19 protein-coding genes are annotated in these 23,695 nt (G+C 66.2%); 18 read left to right on the top strand and 1 reads right to left on the bottom strand.

Annotated elements, in window-relative coordinates:
- Nucleotides 1–54 precede the first annotated feature (54 nt).
- Nucleotides 55–579 carry a peptidoglycan-associated lipoprotein Pal gene (gene pal / locus E6K76_08335; protein TMQ58260.1) on the top strand — a complete coding sequence of 175 codons (525 nt, stop codon included), beginning with the start codon at nt 55–57 and terminating at the stop codon, nt 577–579.
- Nucleotides 576–1,343: a tol-pal system protein YbgF gene (gene ybgF / locus E6K76_08330; protein TMQ58259.1), complete on the top strand. Its 768-nt coding sequence runs from the start codon at nt 576–578 to the stop codon at nt 1,341–1,343. The genes pal and ybgF overlap by 4 nt, the downstream gene beginning before the upstream one ends.
- Nucleotides 1,344–1,377: 34 nt before the next feature.
- Here ybgF and E6K76_08325 read toward each other — a convergent pair whose 3' ends face one another.
- A complete protein-coding gene (locus E6K76_08325; GenBank protein TMQ58258.1) occupies nt 1,378–2,121 on the bottom strand; it encodes a methyltransferase domain-containing protein in 744 nt (247 codons plus the stop codon).
- 119 nt (nt 2,122–2,240) lie between these two features.
- On the opposite strand from E6K76_08325, the gene clpB reads away from it, so the two are divergent.
- The 16 genes from clpB to E6K76_08245 form a co-directional block, all read left to right on the top strand.
- Complete coding sequence (clpB, locus tag E6K76_08320) at nt 2,241–4,850, top strand: ATP-dependent chaperone ClpB (GenBank protein TMQ58257.1); 2,610 nt, start codon at nt 2,241–2,243, stop codon at nt 4,848–4,850.
- 101 nt (nt 4,851–4,951) lie between these two features.
- Nucleotides 4,952–5,449, top strand: a complete 498-nt coding sequence (locus E6K76_08315) for a PTS sugar transporter subunit IIA (protein ID TMQ58256.1) — start codon at nt 4,952–4,954, stop codon at nt 5,447–5,449.
- A gap of 70 nt (nt 5,450–5,519) precedes the next feature.
- The gene (locus E6K76_08310) at nt 5,520–6,845 is read left to right on the top strand and encodes a hypothetical protein (protein TMQ58255.1); all 1,326 of its coding nucleotides are present in this window, start codon (nt 5,520–5,522) and stop codon (nt 6,843–6,845) included.
- A gap of 48 nt (nt 6,846–6,893) precedes the next feature.
- Entirely contained in the window at nt 6,894–7,355 is a 462-nt protein-coding gene (locus E6K76_08305) for a hypothetical protein (GenBank protein TMQ58254.1), read from the top strand.
- Nucleotides 7,352–8,647, top strand: a complete 1,296-nt coding sequence (locus E6K76_08300; GenBank protein ID TMQ58253.1) for a histidine--tRNA ligase — start codon at nt 7,352–7,354, stop codon at nt 8,645–8,647. The genes E6K76_08305 and E6K76_08300 overlap by 4 nt, the downstream gene beginning before the upstream one ends.
- Nucleotides 8,644–10,431 carry an aspartate--tRNA ligase gene (gene aspS / locus E6K76_08295; protein ID TMQ58252.1) on the top strand — a complete coding sequence of 596 codons (1,788 nt, stop codon included), beginning with the start codon at nt 8,644–8,646 and terminating at the stop codon, nt 10,429–10,431. The genes E6K76_08300 and aspS overlap by 4 nt, the downstream gene beginning before the upstream one ends.
- 238 nt (nt 10,432–10,669) lie before the next feature.
- Nucleotides 10,670–10,918, top strand: a complete 249-nt coding sequence (locus E6K76_08290) for a hypothetical protein (GenBank protein ID TMQ58251.1) — start codon at nt 10,670–10,672, stop codon at nt 10,916–10,918.
- Nucleotides 10,919–10,968: 50 nt separating this feature from the next.
- The gene (locus E6K76_08285; GenBank protein TMQ58279.1) at nt 10,969–11,457 is read left to right on the top strand and encodes a LysM peptidoglycan-binding domain-containing protein; all 489 of its coding nucleotides are present in this window, start codon (nt 10,969–10,971) and stop codon (nt 11,455–11,457) included.
- Entirely contained in the window at nt 11,454–12,473 is a 1,020-nt protein-coding gene (locus E6K76_08280) for a PhoH family protein (GenBank protein ID TMQ58250.1), read from the top strand. The genes E6K76_08285 and E6K76_08280 overlap by 4 nt, the downstream gene beginning before the upstream one ends.
- Nucleotides 12,463–14,745 (top strand): HDIG domain-containing protein, encoded by a 2,283-nt coding sequence (locus E6K76_08275; GenBank protein TMQ58249.1) that lies wholly within the window; start codon nt 12,463–12,465, stop codon nt 14,743–14,745. The genes E6K76_08280 and E6K76_08275 overlap by 11 nt, the downstream gene beginning before the upstream one ends.
- A complete protein-coding gene (gene ybeY / locus E6K76_08270) occupies nt 14,540–15,133 on the top strand; it encodes an rRNA maturation RNase YbeY (protein ID TMQ58248.1) in 594 nt (197 codons plus the stop codon). The genes E6K76_08275 and ybeY overlap by 206 nt, the downstream gene beginning before the upstream one ends.
- 46 nt (nt 15,134–15,179) lie before the next feature.
- Nucleotides 15,180–15,803: a DUF502 domain-containing protein gene (locus E6K76_08265; GenBank protein TMQ58247.1), complete on the top strand. Its 624-nt coding sequence runs from the start codon at nt 15,180–15,182 to the stop codon at nt 15,801–15,803.
- A gap of 2 nt (nt 15,804–15,805) precedes the next feature.
- The gene (gene recO, locus E6K76_08260) at nt 15,806–16,573 is read left to right on the top strand and encodes a DNA repair protein RecO (GenBank protein ID TMQ58246.1); all 768 of its coding nucleotides are present in this window, start codon (nt 15,806–15,808) and stop codon (nt 16,571–16,573) included.
- A 22-nt stretch (nt 16,574–16,595) separates the two neighbouring features.
- Nucleotides 16,596–17,534 carry a glycine--tRNA ligase subunit alpha gene (locus tag E6K76_08255; GenBank protein TMQ58245.1) on the top strand — a complete coding sequence of 313 codons (939 nt, stop codon included), beginning with the start codon at nt 16,596–16,598 and terminating at the stop codon, nt 17,532–17,534.
- Complete coding sequence (locus E6K76_08250; protein TMQ58244.1) at nt 17,476–19,644, top strand: glycine--tRNA ligase subunit beta; 2,169 nt, start codon at nt 17,476–17,478, stop codon at nt 19,642–19,644. The genes E6K76_08255 and E6K76_08250 overlap by 59 nt, the downstream gene beginning before the upstream one ends.
- A gap of 464 nt (nt 19,645–20,108) precedes the next feature.
- Nucleotides 20,109–23,695: hypothetical protein (locus tag E6K76_08245; GenBank protein ID TMQ58243.1), on the top strand; the 3,587-nt coding region annotated here is incomplete at its 3' end.

Genomic DNA, 23,695 nt, shown 5'->3' with positions numbered 1-23,695 from the left:
AAAGTTCCGGAAGTCGTTGCCGTCCAACCACCTGAACCGGATGGGAGACACTTTATGCGCCTAACGCCACGGATCGCCTCCGCTACGTCGCTTGGGCTCCTGATCGTGCTCGCCCTGGCACCGGGCTGCGCCTCAAGGAAGAAAGTCAGCTCGCAGGGGCAGATCGAGCCCCCGCCCACCGAAACGACCCCTCCGCCTCCTTCCGAGACGACCCCACCGCCTCCCCCTTCGGGCGAAACGGGCGAAAGGCTCTCGATCGAGGATGCTTTTTTCGATTTCGACGACTACTCGCTCCGTCAGGACGCCAAGTCGGCGCTCGAGCGAGACGGCAAGTACCTCGAGAAGAACTCCAGGACGAACGTCGTGATCGAAGGGCATTGCGACGAGCGCGGCTCGGTCGAGTACAACCTGGCGCTCGGGGAGAAACGGGCCCGCGCCGCCAAGGAGTACCTCATGAGCTACGGCGTATCGGGCAACCGGCTCACGACGATCTCGTACGGAAAGGAGCGCCCCTTCGACCCCGGCCATGAGGAGTCGGCCTGGGCCAAGAATCGCCGCGCTCATATCGTTCCCAAATGACGGTGCGCCCTCGATACCTAATCGCGGGCGCGGTGGCTGCGGCGATCGCGGCGGCCGGCTGCGCGCCCTCGGGCTACTATCGCTCGACCTCCAGCTCGCTCGACAGCCTTCTCACGACCCAGGCGCAGATGCAGCGCCGCCTCGCCGCGCTCGAACAAAAGGTGGAGAGCACGCGCGAGGGGGTTCAGGCGACCCGGGCGAGCTCCGACACGCGCCTCTCCGAGCTGAACCAGAGAATGGACATGCTCCAGGGAAAGCTCGAGGAATCCGGAGTGCGCTTCACGCAGCTCGCGCAGAAGGTCGAGAACGTGAAACAGAGGATTTCCTCATCGGACAGCGTACGCGTCGCCACCGGCGGGCGCTCCACGCGCGATTCCACGGCGGGGGGCATGGACCCGGAGGAGGCGTACCAGGCCGCGTACTCGGACCTCGCTTCGGGGCGCTACGGCCTCGCGAAGGAGGCCTTCACGGAATACCTGCGCCGCTATCCCGACACGGAAGTTTCCGACAACGCGCAGTACTGGATCGGGGAGTGCGCGTACGCCCTCGGAGATTTCCAGGGCGCGATCGAGGCGTTCAAGAAAATCGCCGAGAAATATCCCCGGGGGGACAAGGTCCCCGCGGCGCTGCTCAAGACCGGGATCGCCTACGCCCGACTCAAGGATATGGATCAGGCGAAGCGCTACTACGGGATGGTGATCCAGAGGTATCCGAGGAGCGACGAGGCCCGGCTGGCGCGCGAGCGCCTCGCGCAGAAGGGCTGAGGGACGCCTTGCGTCCGAGGGCGCGGGCGGCGGCCTACGGTTTCCTCGCCGCCAGGGAGAGCGCGTGGCCAAACCTCGTCTGCTTGGCATGCCACCGCGTCGTGTTGAGCCCCAGCCGATCCGTGAGCCAGCGCCCGTAGGGTAAAAACCACCACCCGACAATGGGGTTGTGCGCGGAGAATTCGACCCGCGGGAGCCCGGCGCGCTCCGCCAGCCTCCTGAAGCGCGCCTCCGAGAGGTCGTCCTCGTAGCCGAAGATCCACTTCCCGCGCCGTTCCGCGATCCATTTCCCGAGGCGAAACGGCAGATCACGCGCGTTCGGAACCACGATGAGAAGAAGGCCGCCGGGCCGCGTGATCCGATACATCTCGCGGATCAGCGCCACCTTCCCCTCGTCGGTGAAGTGCTCGATCACGCCCCCGTTCCAGACGACGTCGAAGGCGCCGTCGCGAAATCCGAGGTGAAGCCCGTCTTGGATCGCGTAGTGCCCCCGAAGCCCCAGCCCTTGGAAATGCCCCCGCGCGAACGCGAGCGATCTCGGCGAGATGTCGACCAGCGTGACCCGCGCGCCCCTCTGGGCGAGAGCCGCGCTCGTCGTACCGGAGCCGGAGCCGACTTCGCAGAAGGAGCGACCCGCGGGCGGGCCGACGCGTTCGAGGAACCGTTCCATGTTGGCCCGGTGGTCCGGCGCCGCGAGATCGATGTTCCGGTAGCGCTCCGAAACCTTGTCCCAGACCGTGACAAGATCGGGCTGCTGGTAGGAAGGAGCCTGGGGCATCGCGTTTCCGACTGTATGCGGGGAGGGCGGTCCGATCAAGGCTGCCGTGGCTGTATACTCGGGAGGGCGCCGCGCGGTCGCGCGACGCCGCGGGTGGGGAGCCAACGGAAAGGTGAGCCATGCGCTTCGACCGTCTAACAACCAAGAGCCAGGAAGCTCTCGCCGCGGCGCAAGAGCGCGCCGACCGAGCGGGCCATCCCGAGATCGAGCCCGAGCACCTCCTGGCCGAGCTGCTCGAACAGAAAGACGGCGCGGTCCGTCCGATCCTCGAGACCGCCAAGATTCCGCTCGACCGCCTTCAGCGGGCGCTCGAGGCACGATTCAAGCAGCTCCCCAAGGTGTCGGGGGCAAGGCAGGTCGTCGTCTCCGCGGCGCTCCGGCAAATCATCGAGAACGCCGAGACCGAAGCGGAGCGGCTCCAGGACCAGTACGTCAGCACCGAGCATCTCCTCCTCGCGATGGTCGATCCCGCCGTGTCCCAGGAGGCGGGGCGCATCCTCCGCGAAGCCGGAGCCACGCGCGAGGCGATCTACCACGCGCTCCTGAGCGTCCGCGGCGGAGAACAGGTCGTCGATCCCAATCCCGAGGAGAAATACCAGGCGCTCGCGAAGTACGCCCGCGATCTGACCGATCTCGCGCGCAAGGGAAAGCTCGATCCGGTGATCGGGCGCGACGAGGAGATCCGGCGCGTGATCCAGGTGCTCTCGAGGCGCACGAAGAACAATCCCGTGCTGATCGGCGAGCCCGGCGTGGGAAAGACCGCGATCGTCGAGGGGCTCGCGCAGAGGATCGTGAGCGGCGACGTGCCGGAGGGGCTCAAGGACCGCCGCGTGGTCGCGCTCGATCTGGGGGCTCTCCTCGCCGGCGCGCAGTACCGCGGGCAGTTCGAGGAGCGGCTCAAAGCGGTCTTGAAGGAGGTCACGCGCGCCGAGGGCCAGGTGATCCTCTTCATCGACGAGCTGCACACGCTGGTGGGCGCGGGGGCCGCGGAGGGCGCGCTGGACGCCTCGAACCTCCTGAAGCCCGCGCTCGCCCGCGGGGAGCTTCACTGCATCGGCGCGACCACGATCGACGAGTATCGGAAGCGGATCGAGAAGGACGCCGCGCTCGAGAGGCGTTTCCAGCCGATCCTCGTCGGCGAGCCCTCGGTCGAGGACACGATCGCGATCCTCCGGGGCCTGAAGGAGCGCTACGAAGTCCACCACGGCGTGAAAATCCAGGACGCCGCGCTCATAGCCGCGGCGACGCTCTCGCACCGGTATCTGACCGAGCGCCAGCTTCCCGACAAGGCGATCGATCTGATCGACGAAGCGGCCTCGCGGCTCCGGATCGAGATCGACAGCATGCCGGCCGAGATCGACGTCCTCGAGCGGAGGAAACGCCAGCTCGAGATCGAGCTCCGAGCGCTCGAGCGGGAGCGCGACCCGGTCTCGAAGGAGCGCCGGCGCGAGATCGAGGAGGAGATCGCCCGGTCCGAGAAGGAGCTGGGGCGGCTCCGCGCGCACTGGGAGAAGGAGCGCGACCTGATCGGGAAGATCCGGCAAACGAAGGAGCGGATCGAGAGCCTGAAGATCGAGGAGCAGCGGGCGGAGCGCGCGGGGGATCTCGGACGCGTCGCGGAAATCCGTTACGGATCGATCGCCGGCCTCGAGAAGGAGCTTCAGAAGCTGAGCACCGATCTCGCCACCCTCCAGAAGGACCTCAAGATCCTGAAAGAGGAGGTGGACGCGGAGGACATCGCCGAGGTGGTCGCGCGGTGGAGCGGCATTCCGGTGCAACGGCTCCTCGAGGGGGAGCTGGCGAAGCTGCTGCACATGGAGGAGCGCCTCACGCAGCGGGTCGTGGGCCAAGACGAGGCGGTTCGAGCCGTGTCGGACGCGGTCCGGCGCGCCCGGGCGGGGCTCCAGGACCCCAACCGCCCGCTCGGCTCGTTTCTCTTCCTCGGCCCGACCGGTGTGGGAAAAACGGAGCTGGTGCGCGCGCTGGCGGAATTTCTCTTCGACGACGAGCGCGCGATGGTTCGGATCGACATGTCGGAATACATGGAGAAGCACTCCGTCGCCCGCCTCATCGGCTCCCCGCCGGGGTACGTCGGCTTCGAGGAAGGGGGTCAGCTCACGGAAGCGGTGCGCCGGCGCCCCTATTCGGTGGTCCTCCTCGATGAAATCGAGAAGGCGCATCCCGATGTCGCCCAGATCCTGCTTCAGATCCTGGAGGACGGGCGGCTCACGGACGGGCAGGGAAGGACCGTCGATTTCAGGAACACGCTGATCGCGATGACGAGCAATATCGGAAGCGATCTCATCCTCGAGTCGGGCGGGGAGTCGGGCGAGGCCATGCGGAACCGCCTCATGGCGGCCCTCCGGGGACATTTCCGTCCGGAGCTCCTGAACCGAATCGACGAGATCCTGATCTTCGAGCCGCTCTCGAGAGAGTCGCTCCGGCAGATCGTCAAGCTCGAGCTGGGCAAGGTGGAGCGGCGCCTCAAGGAGAAAGAGATTTCCCTCGAGGCGGACGACGAGGTGCTCGATTTCCTGGCGCGCGAAGGATACGACCCGGTTTTCGGCGCGCGTCCGCTCCGTCGCTTGATCGAGCGCCGCATTCAGAACCCGCTCGCCGCGGGATTGCTGAAGGGCGAGTTTCATCCGGGCGACGCCGTTCACATCAGCGTGAAGGGGCGCGGTGAGGAGCTCCGGTTCGAGAGGCTCGCCAAGGCGTTTTCCGCTTGACGCTTCCGGAGCACGGCGGATAACGTGGCGGCTCCCTGGAGCATGTGAGCCGCCCGCCCGTTTCGTCTCCGAGCCGAGTCTCGGACCAGCCGGAGAGCCGAATGCATCTGTCCGAATTGCTGAACGAAGACGCGATCTCGCTCTCGCTCAAGGCCCGCGACAAGGAATCGTGCATCAAGGAGCTGGTGCAGCTCCTTGAGTCCGCGCACCGCGTGGACACGAAGGGTGAGATCCTGAGCAAGGTGCTCCAGCGAGAGTCCATGATGTCGACCGGGATCGGAAACGGCGTCGCGATCCCGCACGGAAAGACGCGGCTCTTGGATCAGCTCGTCGCCGCGTGCGGCGTGTCCCGGCTCGGGGTCGATTTCGATTCGATGGACGGCGAGCCGGCGACCCTGTTCATTCTCCTCGTCTCTCCCGAGAGCCTTCGGGGTCCCCACGTGAAGGCGCTGGCCAACGTCTCCCGCCTCCTCAAGGAAGAAACGGTCCGGGACTCGCTCCGGCGGAGCGAAACTCCGGAGGAGTTTCTCGCGATGTTGCGCGACGCGGAGGCTCATTTCCTTCGCGCCGAGCCCTACTCCCCACAGCCGCCGGGTTGACGGAAGCCACCGGTACCTGATAGGGTTTCGCGCTACCGCCGTGTCCCCCAGAAAGGAGCATTTCCCTTCCATGAATCGCAATCGTGGGCTCCGGGTGGGGATCCTTGTCCTTCTGATCCTCACCGGCTGCTCCAAAGACAAGACCCTCAACGTCGAGGGCGCCTTCACGCCCGTGATCGCGAACCTGAGCACCGATCACGAGCCGGCCGTTCGGGGGATTTTGAACGCGCTCACCGCCATCGTGACGAATCCGCGCGGCTACGCCGTGCGGTATCACTGGACCGCGGCCGCGGGCATCCTGGCCGACTCCACGAGTCAGACCGTTCACTGGACGCCGCCTGATTCGATCGGCGTCTATCCGGTGACCGTCTCGATCCAGGCGCACGACGATCTGAACAACGTGGATTTCTTCAAAACGCGCACGTTCCAGGTATACGTCGACAACGAGTTCGAGCGCTGGACGCGCTCGGTCGCGGTCAAGTTCGACGTGGCGCCTCCGGCGGGGGGAAGGATCTATTACGCGGAGGTTCGCAACTCTTCGACCGGCGAGTCGGATGTCTGGGCGCTCGCCATGCCGCTGGGCGCGCCGGAGCAGATCACGCAGGATTTCTGGCAGGTGACCTCGCCGACGGCCCAGTCGGACGGATCGCGGGTCGTATTCTCGGCGCGCAGGCGCGGCAGCGACGGCGGGCCCTCGATCTGGATGGTCCCTCCTACGGGGGGCGACACCACGACGGCGCTCCCGGTCGTGAGCTGGAACTCGAACACGAACGCCTTCCCGGGGGGACCGAGATTCGCGCCGAGCGGCCCGATGCTCCTCTATCACACCGACAGCCTCTCGTTCAATTTCGGAAGGCCGAAGCCCTGGGTGCGCGATGTCTCCAACTTCGCGTTTCCGCCGTTCCCGCTTGCCGATTCGAACCAGACGGAGGTCTTGACCGCTTATGTGAACGGAGGGTGGAAAGGATCGGGAGATTCCATCGTGGTTGAGTCGTACACCAACTATCAATCCCTCAACGCGCGGAAATCCCTGGGTCTCTACAAGCTGAGCGTTTCCGGCAACAGCAGCAGCTCGTCTTTCCCACAATGGCTTCCGGACTCCGCTGCGGCCGAGCCCGATTGGTCGCCCGACGGGCAACACATCGTGTTCGCCAAACGGGCGCCCGGTCGCACGGATCGGGACCTTTGGATCATCAACGCCAACGCTTCGGATCCCGCGTCGGCGCGGCCCGTCACCCGAGGGATCGCCGACGAATTCCACCCGAGGTTTTCCAGCGACGGCATCAAGATTTTCTTCGTGTCCAATCGAATCGACGGATACGGCACGAACGGCTTCTACGATACCGAGCGGCGCGGCACGAATATCTGGAGCGTGAGCCGGTTTGACCGGCCGTAGATTCCACGCGGGGGGTCCGCCGCAAGGGCGGGTCTCCCGCGATTCCTCATGATCCGAGCCGAAGGGGGCGACATGGCGACGCGAACGCGCGCGTCGCTCTTTTTCTACTACTGGCTCCCCGTCTTGCTCTACATGGCGCTCATCTTCGGCGCGTCCTCCATTCCCGGACGCGACATCCCGGTGTTCTTTCCGTACATGGACAAGCTCGAGCACCTGACCGAGTATTCTCTCTTCGGGCTTCTTCTCGGGCGGGCGTTTCGTTTCACGGTCGGCGGGCAGCGGGGAATGCTCTGGGCCCTGGGCACGGTCGTCCTCGGCGGGCTCGTGGGCGGGATGGACGAGCTGTATCAGAGGCTCACGCCCGGCCGCAGCAGCGATATCCGAGATTGGGCGGTCGACTTCGCGGCGGTGACGCTCGCCGTGCTCTTCACGCAGTACGTGCGGATCCATCCGATCCGCAAGCGGCGCGAGGCGGCGCCGGGCGCGGCGCCCGAAGGGGAGAACCGATGAAGTTTCAGGTGCCGCGGGGCACCCGCGATATCCTGCCAGGGGAGATCGAGCGCTGGCACTGGCTCGAGGAGCGCACGCGCGCGGCCATGGCGCTCTACGGCTACCGCGAGGTCCGCACACCGCTCTTCGAGGCGACCGAGCTCTTCGTCCGGAGCGTCGGTGAATCCACCGATATCGTGCGGAAGGAGCTCTACACCTTCCAGGACCGCAAGGGCCGCTCCCTCACGCTGAGACCGGAAGGCACCGCCCCGCTCGTGCGCGCCTACCTCGAAAACCCGGCGCTCCGCGCCGAATCTCCGGCGAGGCTCTACTACATGGGCCCGATGTTCCGGTACGAGCGACCCCAGGCGGGCCGCTACCGCCAGTTCTGGCAGATCGGCGCCGAGCTCCTGGGCTCGGCGCGGCCGGAAGCGGACGCCGAGATGATCGATCTCTTCCGGGCGATCATGGGGGACGTGGGGCTCAAGAAGGCCACGGTGCTCCTGAACTCGCTCGGCGATTCGGTCTGCCGGCCGCGATACCGCGAGGCGATCCGCCAGTATTTCAAGAAGCACGCCGATCGTCTGTGCGGCGACTGCAAGGAGCGGCTCGACACGAATCCTCTGCGCATCCTGGACTGCAAGGTGCCCTCCTGCGCGCCCGTCATCGCGGGCGCGCCGAGCGTGCTCGATTCGCTTTGCGCGGAGTGCGCGGAGCACTTCGAAGCGGTGAAGCGCGCGCTCACGGGGCTCGGCATTCCCTACGAGGTCGAGCCGCGGCTCGTACGCGGGCTGGACTACTACACGCGGACGGTGTTCGAGATCCACGCGGCGGGCCTGGGCGCACAAAACGCGGTCGGTGGCGGCGGCCGCTATGACCAGCTCGTGAAGGATTTCGGCGGACCCGACACGCCCGCGATCGGATTCTCGATCGGGATGGAGCGGCTCCTCCTCGCGGCCGGGGAAGGGGCTGCGCCTCCGTCGCAGAGCCCGGATGTCTGCGTGATCGCGCTCGAGCCCGGAGCCCAGGTCGAGGCCCAGGCGCTCGCGCGATCGCTCCGCGGGCAGCTCGAGGAGCCGGAAACCCGGAAGGGGCTCCGCGTGGTGGTGGACGTCACGGGGCGGAGCGCCAACTCGCAGATGAAATGGGCCTCGAAGACCGGCGCGCGCTGGGCGGTGTTCGTGCCGAAAGGGGCGGACGGATACGCGGTGAGGAACATGGCGGCGGGCAGGGACGAGGGGACACAGCGCACGGTCGAGGATCTCCGACGCTGGCTCCTCGGGCGGCAGGACCTCGTGGAGTCCCCTCGATGATCGAGCCTCTGCGCGGGAGGAAGCGGACGCATCGCTGCGGCGATCTGCGCCCCGAGCATGCCGGCCAGCGCGTGCGGCTCATGGGGTGGGCCGATCGCGTGCGCGATCACGGCGGCGTCCTCTTCCTCGACCTGAGGGACCGCTACGGCGTCACGCAGGTGGTGTTCCGTCCCGAGAAGCTCGAGCCGCCGATGCTCGAGAAGGCGCGGGCCATCGGGAGCGAGTTCGTCGTCCTCGTCGAGGGAAGGGCCGAGCGGCGTCCCCCCGGGAGCGAGAACCTGGACCTTGCGACCGGCGCGATGGAGGTCGAGGCGGACCAGGTCGCGATCCTGAACGTGAGCCGCACGCCGCCCTTTCCGCTCGACGAAACGGCGACGGCGTCGGAGGACTTGAGGCTTCGGTACCGCTACCTCGATCTGCGGCGGGAGTCGCTCAAGGGCAACATGGTCTTCCGGCACAACATGGTGCGGAGCGTCCGGGAGTACCTCTCGGACCAGGGTTTTCTGGAAATCGAGACGCCGCTCCTCGTGAAACCGACGCCGGAGGGAGCGCGCGACTACGTCGTTCCGGCGCGGCTCCACCCGGGCAAGTTTTACGCGCTCCCTCAATCGCCCCAGCTCTACAAGCAGATCCTCATGGTGGCCGGCTTCGACCGCTACTTCCAGATCGCGCGCTGCCTCCGCGACGAAGACCTTCGCGCCGATCGCCAGCCCGAGTTTACCCAGATCGATCTCGAGATGAGCTTCGTGACGGAGGAGGACGTGTTCGAGGTCGTGGAGGGCACGCTGCGCTCCATTTTCACCCGCGATCTCGGCCGCGAGCTTCCGACTCCCTTCCCCCGGATGACCTACGAGGAAGCCATGTCGCGGTTCGGGAGCGACAAGCCGGATCTCCGCATTCCGTTTGAGATCCAGGACATCACCGAGATCGCGGGAACGAGCGCCTTCGAGGTTTTCCGCTCCGCGAAGGAGGGCGCGCCGAAAACCGCGACCCTCGCGCTCGTGCCGCCGGGACGGGGGAGCGCGTCCCGGCGCGAGATCGACGGCTACGAGGCGGTCGCGAAGCAGGCGGGCGCCTCGGGGCTCGCCTGGGCGCGCGTCAAAGGCGCCTCGCTCGACGGGGGGGTCGCGAAGCATTTCGGGGGGGCGCTCGCCTCGAAGCTCGTCGAAGCGGTCGGAGGCAAAGACGGCGATCTCATTCTCATCGCGTCGGGCCGGCGTCCGCTCGTGCAGCGCGTCCTGGGGCTCCTCCGCACGCAGATCGGAAACGCCGCGTACAAGCTCGACAGCCAGGATTTCCGGTTCGTGTGGGTGCACCGGTTCCCGCTGTTCGAATGGGACGAAAACCGGTCCTCGTGGGGACCCGCGCACCACATCTTCACCATGCCGCTGGAGGAGGACCTGGCCTATCTCGGATCCGATCCCGGGCGCGTGCGCGCACAGCTCTACGATCTGGCCGCGAACGGAAACGAGCTCGCGAGCGGGAGCGTGCGGATTCATCGCAAGGACATCCAGGAGACGGTCATGCGGGTGATCGGCATGAAATCCGAGGAGGCGCACCTCAAGTTCGGCTTCCTGCTCGAGGCGTTCGAGTACGGCGCCCCGCCCCACGGTGGAATCGCGCTCGGGCTGGACCGGCTCGTCATCCTGTTCCACGGCGGAGATTCCATCCGTGACGCGATCGCGTTCCCGAAAACCGCGAGCGCCACCTCGCTCATGGACGGCGCGCCGGCCCCGATCGACCCCGCGGAGCTCCGCGAGCTGAAAATCCGCATCGAATCCTGACCTGGTACCCTTTCTGCTTTTCCATATGGAAAGGGAGATCCACCGGGCTTGACTTCCCCGGGGCACGCTCCTACGTTAAGAGGGAGGAGCCGGGCGTCCGCCCGGTCCGGATCAATAAAACTTGATAAATATCAATAACTTAGCTCGCTTTGGCCGCGATCTGATCGGGCGCACGGGCGCTGCGGCCCACACTTCCGTGGCCGTTTCCACAACGGCTCGGATTTGGCCGGGCCGACCCGTGGCGGCGATCTTTCTCCTGTTCACAACCTGTCTCGGGCTTGCGGGGTGCGGCCACGCGACCGTGCCGTGCCCGACGCCCACCGATCAGCTCGATCGCTTGCGGGGCGAGACCGAGCGCCTGCATGAGGATGCGGACCGCGCGCGGGCGGAGGAGGAGGCCTTCGCCGCCCGGAGGGAAGCCGCCGCGGAGCGCGCCGAGGCGGCGCAAGCCCGGCTCGATTCGCTGAAGGCGGGGCGCCGTCGTTGAAGCTCCGGGGGCTCCCGGCGGCGGCATGGGTCGTGGCGCTGGCGGCATCGATGATGGGGTGCGGAAAGCCCGTTCTCCGGGTGGCGGACGCTTCCCTCGGGGACTATTACACGGAGAAAGAATTCAAGAAATTGAACGACGAGCAAAGGCGTGAGTACTGCGCGGAGCTGGCGCGGCAGGACTCGATCTACAAGGCAGAGCTGGTCGAGCTTCGCGGGGAGCTGGACGGGACCCGGTCGCGCTCGCTCAGGCTGCGCCAGGAGGGAGATTCGCTGTTCGCCCTCGGCACGGCGGTCGAGTCGCGGATGCGAGGGGCGCCGGGCGGCGCATCCCCCGGAAAGCCCGGACGCAGGGCGCCGGGCCGAGCGGGCGCGGCAACCCACGTCGTCCGGCCCGGGGAGTCGCTCTGGCGGATCAGCGCATCTCCCCAAGTATACGGATCCGGCGCGCGGTGGCCCGATCTCTACGAAGCGAATCGCGGGCGGATCCGCGACCCCAACCTCATCTATCCTGGACAGGAGCTATCGATCCCACGATGAACGATAAGAAGAAGGACGAGAAGGACGACGTGAAAGAGACGACGCGGTTGGTGGGAATTCAGGACCTGGACCCGCTCGCCCTCTTCGGGAAAAACGACTCGAACCTGCGCTTGGTCGAACGGAGCTATCCGGTGCGGCTCACCTACCGCGACGGCTCCCTGGCCGTGCGCGGCGAGCCCGCGACGGTCGACGAGGTCAGCGCGATTCTGAGCGCGCTCGCGGACCTGGTTCGGAAGGGCGCCGTCCTGGAGGAGCACGACGTCCACAACTTCATCGGCGTCTCCGACGCTCTCGAGCGAAAGGAGTCGCTCCAGATCTACGAGCGCCCGGTGCTCTTCTCGTTCGACAAGCGCACGCTCCGGGTGAAGACGCTGGGGCAGGCGCGTTACGTCGCGGCGTTGCAGAAGCACGACATCGTGTTCGCGATCGGGCCGGCCGGCACGGGGAAAACCTACCTCGCGGTGGCCGCCGCGGTGCACGCGCTCAAGGCGCGGCAGGTTGAGCGGATTCTCCTCGTGCGTCCCGCGGTCGAGGCGGGGGAGAGCCTTGGATTCCTTCCGGGAGACATGAAGGAGAAGGTGGATCCCTATCTTCGGCCGCTCTACGACGCCCTGAACGATCTCCTGTCCTTCGAGAAGATTCGCCGCTTCCTGGACCTCGGCGTGATCGAGGTGGCGCCGCTGGCCTACATGCGCGGCCGCACGCTCAACAATGCGTTCGTGATCCTGGACGAGGCCCAGAACACGACCGTCGGGCAGATGAAGATGTTCCTGACGCGCCTCGGCTACGGCTCGAAGGCGGTGATCACCGGGGATGTGACCCAGATCGATCTCGGCGTGGAGCACGCCTCCGGCCTCGTGGAGATCCAGTCCATTCTCCACGAGGTGCCGGGCATCGAGTTCATCTATTTGACGGAGCGCGACGTCGTCCGCCATCACCTGGTCCGCGAGATCATCCGCGCGTTCGACGAGCACGAGAAGAGCAACGAAAACAAGCGGGGGAACGGTGGGCGCTGACCAGCTCCGCGTGCTCGAGCCGCACCGGCGCGAGCCGCCGGGTTTCCTCGAACGGGTCCGCCGCATCAGCCGGCGTTTTCGGCGCACCTCGCTCTTCGCGGGCTTTCTCCTCTTCGCGTGCCTTCTTTTTCCCAGGGAGCCCTCGTTCGAGGTGATGACCCTTCGCGAGGGCTTCCCGGCGAAGCGGGATCTCATCGCGCCGTTCCAGTTCTACCTTCTCAAATCCAGGGAGGCGCTCCGCCAGGAGCAGATCGCGGCGGCCCGCGGGGTCGCTCCCGTTTTCTCCTCCGACGGGAGCGTAGAAACGCGGGCCAAGACCCTGCTCGATTCGCTTCGGACCGCGAACCCGGACGTCCGGGGAGCCTCCGCTCGCCTCGCCGAGCGGCTCCGCGCGATGGGCATTTCCCGCGAAGCGGTGCGAGTCCTCTCGGGGCCCGACGGGGGGCGGATCGCGACCCTGGCGCTCCGGATTGCCGATCTGGCCTACGCGGCGGGGCTCCTGTCCGAACGCGACCCCGCGCGCGCCGAGACCGATTCCCCGGTCGCGCGCATCGACCGGAAGGGCGTGCGCGTGGCGGCGCCGTGGGTGCTCCTCTACGACCTCCCTTCGATCCGCGACATGGCGTGGAACGAAGGCCAGCGCGCGTTCCCGAGCCGTCCCGAGGCCGCGCAGGCGCTCCAGGAGCTCGCGTCCGCGGCCATCAAGCCGGATCTCCGCTACGAGGCCTCGACCACGGAAGCGCTTCGGGCGGAGGCGCGGGAGGCGGTGAATCAGTACGACGGGCTGGTGCGCAAGGACGAGAAGATCATCGGGAGCCACGAGATCGCGACCCGCGATCACATCCGGAAGCTCGAATCGCTCCGCGCGTGGAGCGCGCGCGTCCAGGGAATCGTGGACTGGAGGGGCGAGATTCCGGGGCTCCTGGGGCGCGTGGCGCTGATCGCCTTCCTGCTCTTTGGATTCCTCGGCTACCTGAAGCTCCATCACCGACCGGTCTACGACGACACGGCGACGCTCCTTCTGATCGCGATCCTCACCGCGGCGGTGATGGGGGTCGGGTGGGTCGTCGTGAACCAGATTCGCGGGTACGAGATGCTGATCCCGGTCACCGTGCTCTCGCTCACGGTGGCGGTCCTCTTCGGGCAGGAGCTTGCCTTCGTGGCGACCCTGGTCGCCTCGCTCCTGGTCGCGGTGGTCTACGGCCTGGGCCTGCCGTTCCTCACTGGGAGCGCGCTCGCCGGGATCGCCGCGATCGCGACCGCGGCCGGCGTGCGGCGTCGCCGCGATTTCTACCTCCCGATGCTGGTGGTGGCGGTTGCCTACGCGTTCGCCATCGGCGCGATGGGGCTCGTCGACGGCGCGCGGTGGGACGTGCTCCTCCGCCGCGCGGCGTGGGGGGTGGTGGCGGGGTTCGGTTCGGTTCTCCTCGTGACGCTCCTCCTGCCGCTCCTGGAATCCGTCTTCTCGGTCACGACCGACATCACGCTGCTCGAGCTGGCGGACCTGAACCGTCCCATCTTGAGAAAGCTCATGCTCGAGGCGCCCGGCACCTACCACCACAGCCTGGTCGTGGGAAGCTTGGCGGAGGCGGGCGCGGAGGCCGTGGGCGGGAACCCGCTCTTGGCGCGCGTGTCGGCCTACTATCACGACATCGGCAAGATCGACAAGGCCGAGTACTACGTGGAGAACCAATCGAGCGCGCGGAGCCGGCACGAGAAGCTCTCCCCCACGATGAGCTGCCTCATCATCGAGGCGCACGTGCGCGAGGGAGCCGAGATCGCCCGTCGGGAGAAGCTTCCGACGGCGATCCAGAACGCAATCCTGCAACATCACGGCACGACGCTGATGAGCTTCTTCTACCACAAGGCCAAGCAAGCCGACCCCGACGCGGAGGAGCGGGATTTCCGCTATCCTGGCCCCAAGCCGCGCTCGAAGGAGACGGCGGTGCTCATGCTCGCGGACGCGGTGGAAGCAGCGGCCCGTTCCCTGACCGAGCCGACGCCGAGCCGCATCCGGGGCGTGGTGACTCGTATTCTCGACGCCCGCGTGGAGGACGGCCAGCTCGATGAAAGCCCGATCACGTTCGAGGACCTCGCGAAGATCCGCGAGGGCTTCATCCCGATCCTCACCGCGCTCTTCCACGCGCGGGTCCACTACCCCGGCGCGCCCGCGTCCGAGGAGCGGCGGCGTCCCGCCGAGGAGCGGGGACGTTCCGGCGACGAGCGTCGCGTCTACGGAGAAAAATCACGGCTTAAGATCGACCACTCTTAGAGCGCTCCTCCGGCGCGCGCTCCGGATCCTGGGTTTTCCGCGTGCCTCGGTCTCGCTGGTTCTGACCGGCGACGACCGGATTCGAGCCTTGAACCGCGACTTCCTCGAAACCGACCGTCCCACCGACGTCCTTTCCTTTCCGCTCGCCGATCCCGGCGACCTCGAAGATCGCGATCGCCCCCTCTTCCTGGGCGAGATCTACATCTCGGTCGACACCGCCCGCGCGCAGGCGAGGGCCGCCCGGAGACCCTATAGGCGGGAGGTCGCGCACCTCGCGATTCATGGGCTCCTTCACCTCCTCGGGTACGATCACGCTGGCGCCGCGGCGCGTCGCCGCATGACCGCGGTCGAGTCGCGCCTCTTGCGCGAGGCCGGACCGATGCTATGATGGCCGGACCGGCACGCGGCGAACCTTGACCCGAACCTCCCAACCCATGAGCTCATCGCGCACCAAGCCTTCCATGTGGGACCGCGTCCGCAATGCCTTCTTCACGGGCCTCCTCGTGCTCGCGCCGGCGGTCATCACGGTCTACGTGGTGTGGAGGCTCTTCATCTTCGTCGATCACCTCCTCGGCACGACCTTGCGCGGCGGGTACATCCGGCCGGGCGGGGTCCCGGGGCTCGGATTCCTCACCGTGCTGGTGATCATCCTCATCGTCGGGTTCCTCGCGAGCAATTTCCTGGGGCGGCAGATCGGAAGCATCTTGGAAGCGATGGTCATGCGCCTGCCGGTCTTCCGCGGCTTCTATACGACGGTGAAACAGGTGGGGGAAGCGCTTCTCGGAGAAAAGCGGGACACCTTCCAGCGCGTCGTGCTGATCGAGTACCCGACGCCCGGCCGCTACGCGATCGCCTTCGTGACCGCGTCCCCCGCGAGCGGGGTGACCCACCCGGACGGAAAGCCGCTCGTCGGCGTCTTTCTGCCCCACGCGCCCAATCCGACGTCGGGATTCCTTCTCTTCTATCCTCAAGAGAGCTTGATCCCGACGACGCTCAAGGTGGAGCAGGCTCTCAAGATGGTGGTCTCCGGGGGCGTCGTGAGCCCGGCGGCGGACTAGCCATGGCGATCGTCCAATCGGAAGCGCTCGTGCTGCGCTCCTTCCGGCTCGGGGAGACGAGCCTCATCGTCTCCCTCTTCACGCGCGAGTTCGGCCTCCTCCGGTGCGTGGCGAAGGGGGCGCGCGGGTCGAGGAGTCGCTTCGGCGCCTCGCTCGAGCCCGGCGTGCGGGTGAACGCGGTCCTCTACCGGAAGCTCTCCCGCGATCTCCAGCTTCTCTCGAAGACCGACATCGTCGAGGTGCTCCCCGCGCTCTGGGAGGATCCGGACCGTTTCGCCGCCGCGACTCAGGTGCTCGAGTTCCTGGAGCGCGCGGCCTACGGCGAATCGGGGGACCCGGAGCTTCTCGACCTGGCCTGCGAGACGCTGCGGACCATGAGCTGGGCCCCGACCGCCTGCCTCGAGCTGATCGTGCGCGGGTTTGAGATTCAGGCCTGCGAGCGCTTGGGGTACGCTCCCGAGCTTGCGGCATGCCTCGAGTGCCGGCGTCCCCTCGAGGAGGGGGGCCTCTTCCACCCGATTCGCGGAGGGCTCCTCTGCGGCGCGTGCGGGGGGGGCGAGGGCAGCTTCCGCCTCTCCGAACGGGCGCGGCGGGTGATGGTCGGCCTCAGCGCGCAGCCGATCGCGGCCCTCGCGGGGTGGGCCGCCGAACGCTACCCCGGGATCGAGGTGGCGAAGGCCGTGGAGCGGTTCCTCTCGGCTCATCTCGAGCGCTTCGACGGGTTGCGCGCCAGCCGGGTCGCGGAATCGCTCGGGCAATACAGGGGCTGAGCGCCATGGTCGCGATACGGTGATGAATCCAAAGCAAAAGATCGAACCCCCCGCCTCGTTTCAGGAAATGCTCCTCCGGCTCGAGCAATTCTGGTCGGGCTACGGCTGCGCGCTGGTCCAGCCCTACAGCAGCGAGGTGGGCGCGGGCACGTTCAACCCGGCGACATTCTTCCGTGTGCTGGGCCCCGAGCCCTGGAAAGCGGCCTACGTCGAGCCCTCGCGGCGCCCCAAGGACGGCCGCTACGGCCAAAATCCCAACCGGCTCCAGATGTTTTACCAGTACCAGGTCGTGCTGAAGCCTTCGCCGCCGGACGTGCTCGACGTCTACCTCGAGAGCCTGCGCCATATCGGGATCGACCTCGAGCGGCACGATGTCCGGTTGGTGGAAGACGACTGGGAGTCGCCGACGCTCGGCGCGTGGGGGTTAGGGTGGGAGGTCTGGCTCGACGGCCAGGAGATAACGCAGTTCACCTACTTTCAGCAGTCGGGAGGATACGACCTGGATCCGATCTCCGCGGAAATCACCTACGGCATCGAGCGTATCGCCTGCTACCTCCAGGGCGTGGACCGGATCATGGACCTTCGCTGGTCGAGGGATATCCGTTGGGATGAGCTTTTCTTGAGAGGGGAGGTGGAGTGGTCCACCTTCAACTTTGAGCAGTCGAACCCGGAGCTCCTTTTCGAGCAGTTCGAGAAGATGGAACGGGAGGCGGAGCGGCTCCTCGAGGCCGGGCTCGTCCTCCCCGGCTACGACTACGTCATCAAATGCTCCCATCTTTTCAATCTCCTCGAGGCGCGGGGCGCCATCTCCGTCACCGAGCGGGTGGGCACGATCGCCCGGGTCCGAAAGCTCGCGCGGCGCGCGGCGGGAGCATTTCTGAAACAGCGGGAGGAAATGGGGTATCCGCTCCTGCGCGACCGGCCGGCGCCGGCCGAGCTCGCGGGTGCGGCGCGTGGCTAAGACCCTCTTGCTCGAGATCGGCTGCGAGGAGCTTCCGGCCGGGTTCATTACGCCGGCGCTCCGGCAGCTCGAGTCGCTCGCGCGCGATGGGCTCAAGGGGGCGAGGATCGGATTCGCGTCCGTGAAGGCGGTCGGCACGCCCCGCCGGCTCGCCCTCCTGGCCGAGGGGGTCGGCGAGCGGCAGGAGGCGGAGACCCGCGAGCTGACCGGGCCCGCCGTCCGCGTCGCCTTCGACGCCGCGGGGCACCCCACGAACGCGGCGCGCGGCTTCGCGAAGAGCGCCGGCATCCCGGTGGAAGCGCTCGAGCGGGTGTCGACGGCGAAGGGTGAGTACCTGCTCGCCCGGGTGCACGATGCCGGAAGGTCGGCGCGCGAGGTCCTGCCCGAGCTCCTCAAGGCCTGGATCTCCGGTCTCACCTTTCCAAGGACCATGCAGTGGAACGGCAGCGGCCGCTTCGCGAGGCCGGTTCGCTGGATCGTTTCGTTGTGGGACGGAGAGGTCGTCCCGTTTCAATGCTTCGGGGTCGAATCGGGTCGCCGATCGCGGGGCCACCGCACCCTCGCTCCCGATTGGTTCGAGATCAAGAGCGCGGATCGCTTCCTGGCAACGCTCCGGGATCGCGGCGTGATCGCGGACCCCCGCGAGCGTCGGGAGCAGGTCGAAGCGCTCGTCTCGAAGGCGAGCGCGGCGAAGCAAGGAAAAGCGATGACCGATCCCGAGCTGATCGAGGAGGTGACGAACCTGATCGAGTGGCCGGACGCGGTCCTGGGTCATTTCGACGAGAGCTACCTCGAGCTTCCCTCCCCGGTCGTCGTCGCGTCGATGCGGGCCCATCAGAGGTACTTCCCGGTCGAGGGAGAATCCGGGAAGCTCCTCCCCCATTTTGTCGCGATCCGGAACGGCCGGGGCGAGGGAGCCGAATCGATCCGGCGCGGCAACGAAACCGTTCTCAGGGCGCGCCTCGAGGACGCGCGGTTCTACTGGCAGAAGGACCGTAAGGCCGGGCTCGAGGCCAAGGTTCAAGAGCTGAAGCAGATCGTGTGGCACGAGAAGCTCGGCTCGGTCTTCGACCGGGCCCAGCGCTTGGTCCAGCTCGCGGAGGAGCTGGCCCGTCAGCTCGCCCCGGAAGCCAGGGGGGCCGTGGGCCGGGCCGCCTACCTCTGCAAGGCGGACCTCGCCAGCGACATGATTCGCTCGGGGAAGGAGTTTGCGACCCTGGAGGGAATCGTCGGAGCCGAGTATGCGGCCGCCCAGGGGGAGCCCGCCGAGGTTGTCCGGGCCATCCGGGAGCACATCCTGCCTCGGGGGCCCACGGACCCTCTCCCCTCCTCGAGCGAAGGCACGATTGTCGCGATCGCCGACCGTCTCGACGTGATCGTCGGGGGTTTTCGGGCCGGGCTCCTGGTCTCCGGGTCGCAGGATCCCTACGGGCTCCGTCGCGCCGGGAACGGGATCGTACGAATCCTCTTCGAAAAGCGAATCAGGCTCGATGTTGCCGCCCTGGCCGCGTGGCTCGGCAGGGTATACGACAGGGCCGGGATTCCGCCCGGCCAGGCGGATTTCAGCGAGTTCTGGGTCCAGCGGGTCGCGAGCGCCCTCGAGGAGCGGGGAATCCCGCACGACACGGCCGCCGCGGTGCTCGCGGTGCGGCCGGGAGACGCGCTCGATGTCTGGGAACGCGCGAGGGCGATCGAGGCCATCCGGGAAACGGACGATTTCGAGGGACTGATGATTGGATACCGGCGTGCGGCCAACATCCTCCGCACAGCCCCGCCGGAGGAAATCGCCGTTTCCGGGCAACCCCTCGCCGAGCGGGCGGAGGCCTTCAGCGATAAGGCAGAGGCAGACCTACACCTAGAGACCAAAATGGCACGTCAGGCCGTGGAAACCTACCTGCAAGGCCCGGAGCCGGACTACCCCGCGGTGCTCCGGCACCTGCTCGGCCTAAGGCCAGCGATCGACAGGTTCTTCGAGGCCGTGATGGTCATGGCCGAGGACCCCGTGACACGGAAACGGCGGCTCGGGATCCTAGAGGGCGTGCGCCAGACCTTCATCAGAATAGCCGAATTCTCGGCCCTTCCAAGCGCTCCAGGTCAAAAATCCGTTTGACATTAGCGGGTTTTTTGGTATACTAGGCGGGTACTCGGGAGCAAAATAACTTGCTCTCACACGGCCGCTACCGTCTGAAGCACCTGAAACCACATCGAATGCGCCTCATCGATTGCCTGACGGGGGCGGCCAGCTTTGTTTGTGTCTGAAAAGAGATTAAGACGGCATACCCTGCTCAAACGAATACGCCACGAAGGGGGTGAGAAGGCTCCGTAAGGATACAGCGCGTACTCGCTTTAAGAGCTATAAATCAGGTCACCTAATACAAATACACGAGGAAAGGAGGTAGGTGAATGTTGGTAAGAGGACGCTCCGAAATGCTCGAGCACTGTCCCATCGAGCGGGTGTCCTCAGTACTCAACTCCGAGCTCAACTCGTTGTACCGAATCCCGTGTTCTGAAGTTCCAGCAACTGTCCTCCCGATATTGGACTCCTAGTTAGGAAACGCTAAGGAGGATGTGAAAATGCGGAAAACCCTATTTGCCATGCTGGGTCTCGTGGCACTCGGCCTGTGGGCGCTGCCCGCGCTGGCCGCGGTTTCAGTAGACCCGCTGAAGAATCCGCCTAAGGTGTCTGAACCGATTCCGCTCGAAAATCGTGCCGGGATCTTTCAGCAGCGGCTCGGCGGGAACTATCAGGGGACGCTGAGCGGGACCCTGATCAAGCAGTCCCAGGCAACGACCACGTGGTTCCTTTATCCGGGCGCGTGCGCGGACCGTCAGAACGGAGTTCCTGGCACGCTGGGAACGTGGTCGCCGCGTACGACCCCGCAGGCAGACTCGCTGAATGGCTACGTGGCAGGCACGACGGGGCCCTACGGCACCGCCGACCAGTCGCTGAGCGAGATTCTGTGGCACGTCTCGGACAACGGGACCTGCACCCCCGGCACCAACTGCCCGGCCGCTCTCGCCGGATCCAGGATGCTCTGGTGCGGGAAGTTCGACGCGAACTATATATCCTCCAAGTTCGGCTACCCGAACTTGACCTTCCAGTTCATCTACTTTGACACCGGCACGCACGCCGCGAATTACAACGTTGTCCTCACCTACGACATCAACTGCGAGAAGAACTACGACTTCACGTATTTGATCGGCGGCGGCGATGGGCTTCGCGATCCGGTGGGGAACGCACGGCCGACCCTGGACCACGTCATCGCGGACGGGGCGGCCGGGAATGTGAAGCTCCTGATTGCGTGGACGGGCTCGGAGAGCCCGGGTGTCACCAACGCGACCGGCGGGAACACGACCGGCGGGACCGTAGTGGTGACCGGCGCCGGGGATCAGCCCGAGACGCCGGTGGTGGGTGCCTCGTACGTGATCGAGGCTCAGCATCGCGCCCTTTACCTCGTATTCAAGTCCGACTGTCTCTTCTCGACCGAGGACGGAAGCTGGAAGAACGGTCATGGGCAGATGGTGGACAACGTTTCGGTAAGCGACAACGGCGCCCTGTATACGGACGAGGCCTCGGTGAACGTGCCCGATACGACCGTGCCGCCGGGCGGCGGCGTCGTGATCAAGGGTACAGGGGCTGCTCCGGTGATCTCGGCCCGCGTTGGACCCGGCCAGGGCACGCTCTGGCAGCTCGTGGCGGGCAACAACCTGCCGACTCCCGATCTCTGCACGCCGAAGAACACCTTCGGCGACCTGATTTTCGAGGGTGGCAACGCTTCGACCTTCCACACGGTCCCGAACCAGTTCAACTCGATCGTGGTCTGTACGTTCCCAATCCCGGCGGGTGTTGCTTCGGTTCTGGCGCTATGGGATGAGTACCTCGACCTCCCGCGGTTCCAGGGCTACGTCCAGTACTCCGAGTTCCGCATTTTCAAGGGCGGATCCTGGGGCAACTGGGACAACACTTCACCCGGCGGCGGTGTCGTAACCGGGGCGAGGCAGTCCTGGGGGACGGATGGGGACGAGCTGGCGGCGGCGACGCAGGCCGACTCGGTCCAGATCCGCTACAACATTCAGTGCATCCCGTTCTTCGCCGCCGATCACAATAACTGCGGCGACGTGCTCTACGGGATTCTCTACGACAATTTCCGTCTGGAGCTGACGACGGGCGTCCCGGCGCCGATCTTCGGCGTATTCGTCGGGGCGGTCGCGCAGTCGATGTTCATCGACGGCACAATCGCCTCCCCGGGGAGCTGCACAGCGGCCACAGTGACTGCGGGTCAGTGCTGGCCGGGCGTTCGCGGCAGCGACATCGGCACGGCCGCAGCCGTGCACGACAACTTCAACAGCCCGCTGGGCGACTCGATCACGCTCGGGGTCGTCACGGGACTGCGGAAGAACGGTATGGGCGTCAACTGGCACCATGCGTTCGACAAGGGTGTGAACTTTGGTCTGACCATCGCGCACACCAACCCGAACTTCGTGGCGGCCTTTGACAAGCCCCGAATCATCTACCGCTTGTTCGATCCGACCACGAAGACCTGGAGCCCGTTCGATTCCAGCGAGCTGGATGTGAACAACCTCTCCGTGGCGGGGAACGACACGACCGTCGTCGACCAGGAGTACCGAATGAACTGGCCGCCGCGCGACAAGGTCGGCACCTCGCTTCCGGGCGGGTTCAGCGTGAATGGAAAGACGCTCTATAGCCAGCTGAACTTCATGCCGCGCGGATCGCGGATCCAGTACTACTGGAAGGGCGTCGATCTCAACGGGGGAACCTCGTATCAGTTCTCGTCGGACGCGTTGGCCCGCGAGGTCGAGAATCTCCCGACCCTTCCCGGAGGCTCCATTGTGGCTCCGGACATCATCGAGTTCGACGTGCTTCCGAGCACCTACGCACTCGGGGCACCGGGGTCGCAGTTGGCAAGCAGCAACAATACGCCGCTCCTCGATCTGGACGGCAGCTACACGCGGTGGAATTTCGGCAGCCACGCGACCGTGCAGGCTCTGCGGGCGCTGGGTGTCCGGGCCGACCGCTACCGTACGCTGCAGGGCTTGGAAGAGGGCGGTCACATCGGTGGGCACGAGTTCGCAGGAACCCGCGCCGGCCGGTTGAGCAATTACTTTCCGAATATGGATGAGTACAACATCAAGGACCTGCTGACCAACTCCTACCGGATCATGATCGAATCCTCGCACACCGCGACCTCGGTCGTGGATGAGGAGTCCGATTCGAGGCTGATCAATCAATGGTGGGTGACGGAAACGCCAAGCAGTGGCGGTGACCGCTGCATCTTTGCTTCGGGCGACGATTACTTCACCGCGTTGTTGGCGGTGGGTGGCGTGCCGCATCCGAACGAGGGTGCCTTGGCGGCGGACGTCTTCGGCGTCGCCGCGGCGGCGAACCAGTGGAACGGTGGGAACGTGAACCAGTTCCCGGTCATCAAGGACCTGTTCGCGGATCCTGCCGCGGGTCCTGCTCTCGGTACCGGCACCTTCACCTATGTTGCGGACGGTGGTTGCCCGGCGCCGAACCGTTTCGACGCGTTGACCAAGATTGGGAGCCCCAGCGCTCAGAACTCGGCGACGTATCCGACGTTCGCATCAGTGACGAACGTGGCCGCGGTTTCCTACATGACCGAGAAGGACGGAATCAGCGATCATGATAGGAACAAGGCTCTGGGCTATGGCTTCTCGATCCAATTCATTCGCCAAGGTGGCGAGAACTTGGTCGACACCCGCGCGCAGGTGCTCTACAAGTTCCTGACGAGCTGCCGCGGGGCGCGTGCGGCCACGGATACGGCTTCCTGCTGGCCGTGCCCGACGGACGCGAACAAGTACGGCAACTGGGCTACCCTGGCCGGCTTCCAGATCGGCACCTACGGTCCGCTCTATGCGCTCCAGGACAATACGAAGGTCCTGTCGGGCGTGGGTCCGGGGTCGGGTGCTCCTCCGGTTGCGAACCGGCTAGACAGGAACTTCCCGAACCCCTTCAATCCTGAAACGGCTATTCGCTTCTCCTCGGCGACGGCCGGACGGGTTGACGTACGGATCTTCAATGTCGCTGGCCGCCTCGTGCAGACGATTTCGAAGAACGTCACGCCAGGGGTGAATGAAGTTCGCTGGAACGGCAAGTCGAGCGATGGCGCGAGCCTCGCCAG

Source organism: Candidatus Eisenbacteria bacterium (assembly GCA_005893275.1).
In the GTDB taxonomy this organism is placed as follows: Bacteria; Eisenbacteria; RBG-16-71-46; order SZUA-252; family SZUA-252; genus WS-7.
The sequence above is the reverse complement of the archived record's forward strand: the minus strand, read 5'-3'. Positions and strand labels throughout refer to the sequence as shown.

Excerpts from the sequence above, each read along its gene's own strand:
- pal (TMQ58260.1), top strand. The coding sequence starts at position 55 with ATGCGCCTAACGCCACGGATCGCCTCCGCTACGTCGCTTGGGCTCCTG.
- ybgF (TMQ58259.1), top strand. The coding sequence starts at position 576 with ATGACGGTGCGCCCTCGATACCTAATCGCGGGCGCGGTGGCTGCGGCG.
- E6K76_08325 (TMQ58258.1), bottom strand. The coding sequence starts at position 2,121 with ATGCCCCAGGCTCCTTCCTACCAGCAGCCCGATCTTGTCACGGTCTGG.
- clpB (TMQ58257.1), top strand. The coding sequence starts at position 2,241 with ATGCGCTTCGACCGTCTAACAACCAAGAGCCAGGAAGCTCTCGCCGCG.
- E6K76_08315 (TMQ58256.1), top strand. The coding sequence starts at position 4,952 with ATGCATCTGTCCGAATTGCTGAACGAAGACGCGATCTCGCTCTCGCTC.
- E6K76_08310 (TMQ58255.1), top strand. The coding sequence starts at position 5,520 with ATGAATCGCAATCGTGGGCTCCGGGTGGGGATCCTTGTCCTTCTGATC.
- E6K76_08305 (TMQ58254.1), top strand. The coding sequence starts at position 6,894 with ATGATCCGAGCCGAAGGGGGCGACATGGCGACGCGAACGCGCGCGTCG.
- E6K76_08300 (TMQ58253.1), top strand. The coding sequence starts at position 7,352 with ATGAAGTTTCAGGTGCCGCGGGGCACCCGCGATATCCTGCCAGGGGAG.
- aspS (TMQ58252.1), top strand. The coding sequence starts at position 8,644 with ATGATCGAGCCTCTGCGCGGGAGGAAGCGGACGCATCGCTGCGGCGAT.
- E6K76_08285 (TMQ58279.1), top strand. The coding sequence starts at position 10,969 with ATGATGGGGTGCGGAAAGCCCGTTCTCCGGGTGGCGGACGCTTCCCTC.
- E6K76_08280 (TMQ58250.1), top strand. The coding sequence starts at position 11,454 with ATGAACGATAAGAAGAAGGACGAGAAGGACGACGTGAAAGAGACGACG.
- ybeY (TMQ58248.1), top strand. The coding sequence starts at position 14,540 with ATGAAAGCCCGATCACGTTCGAGGACCTCGCGAAGATCCGCGAGGGCT.
- E6K76_08265 (TMQ58247.1), top strand. The coding sequence starts at position 15,180 with ATGAGCTCATCGCGCACCAAGCCTTCCATGTGGGACCGCGTCCGCAAT.
- recO (TMQ58246.1), top strand. The coding sequence starts at position 15,806 with ATGGCGATCGTCCAATCGGAAGCGCTCGTGCTGCGCTCCTTCCGGCTC.
- E6K76_08255 (TMQ58245.1), top strand. The coding sequence starts at position 16,596 with ATGAATCCAAAGCAAAAGATCGAACCCCCCGCCTCGTTTCAGGAAATG.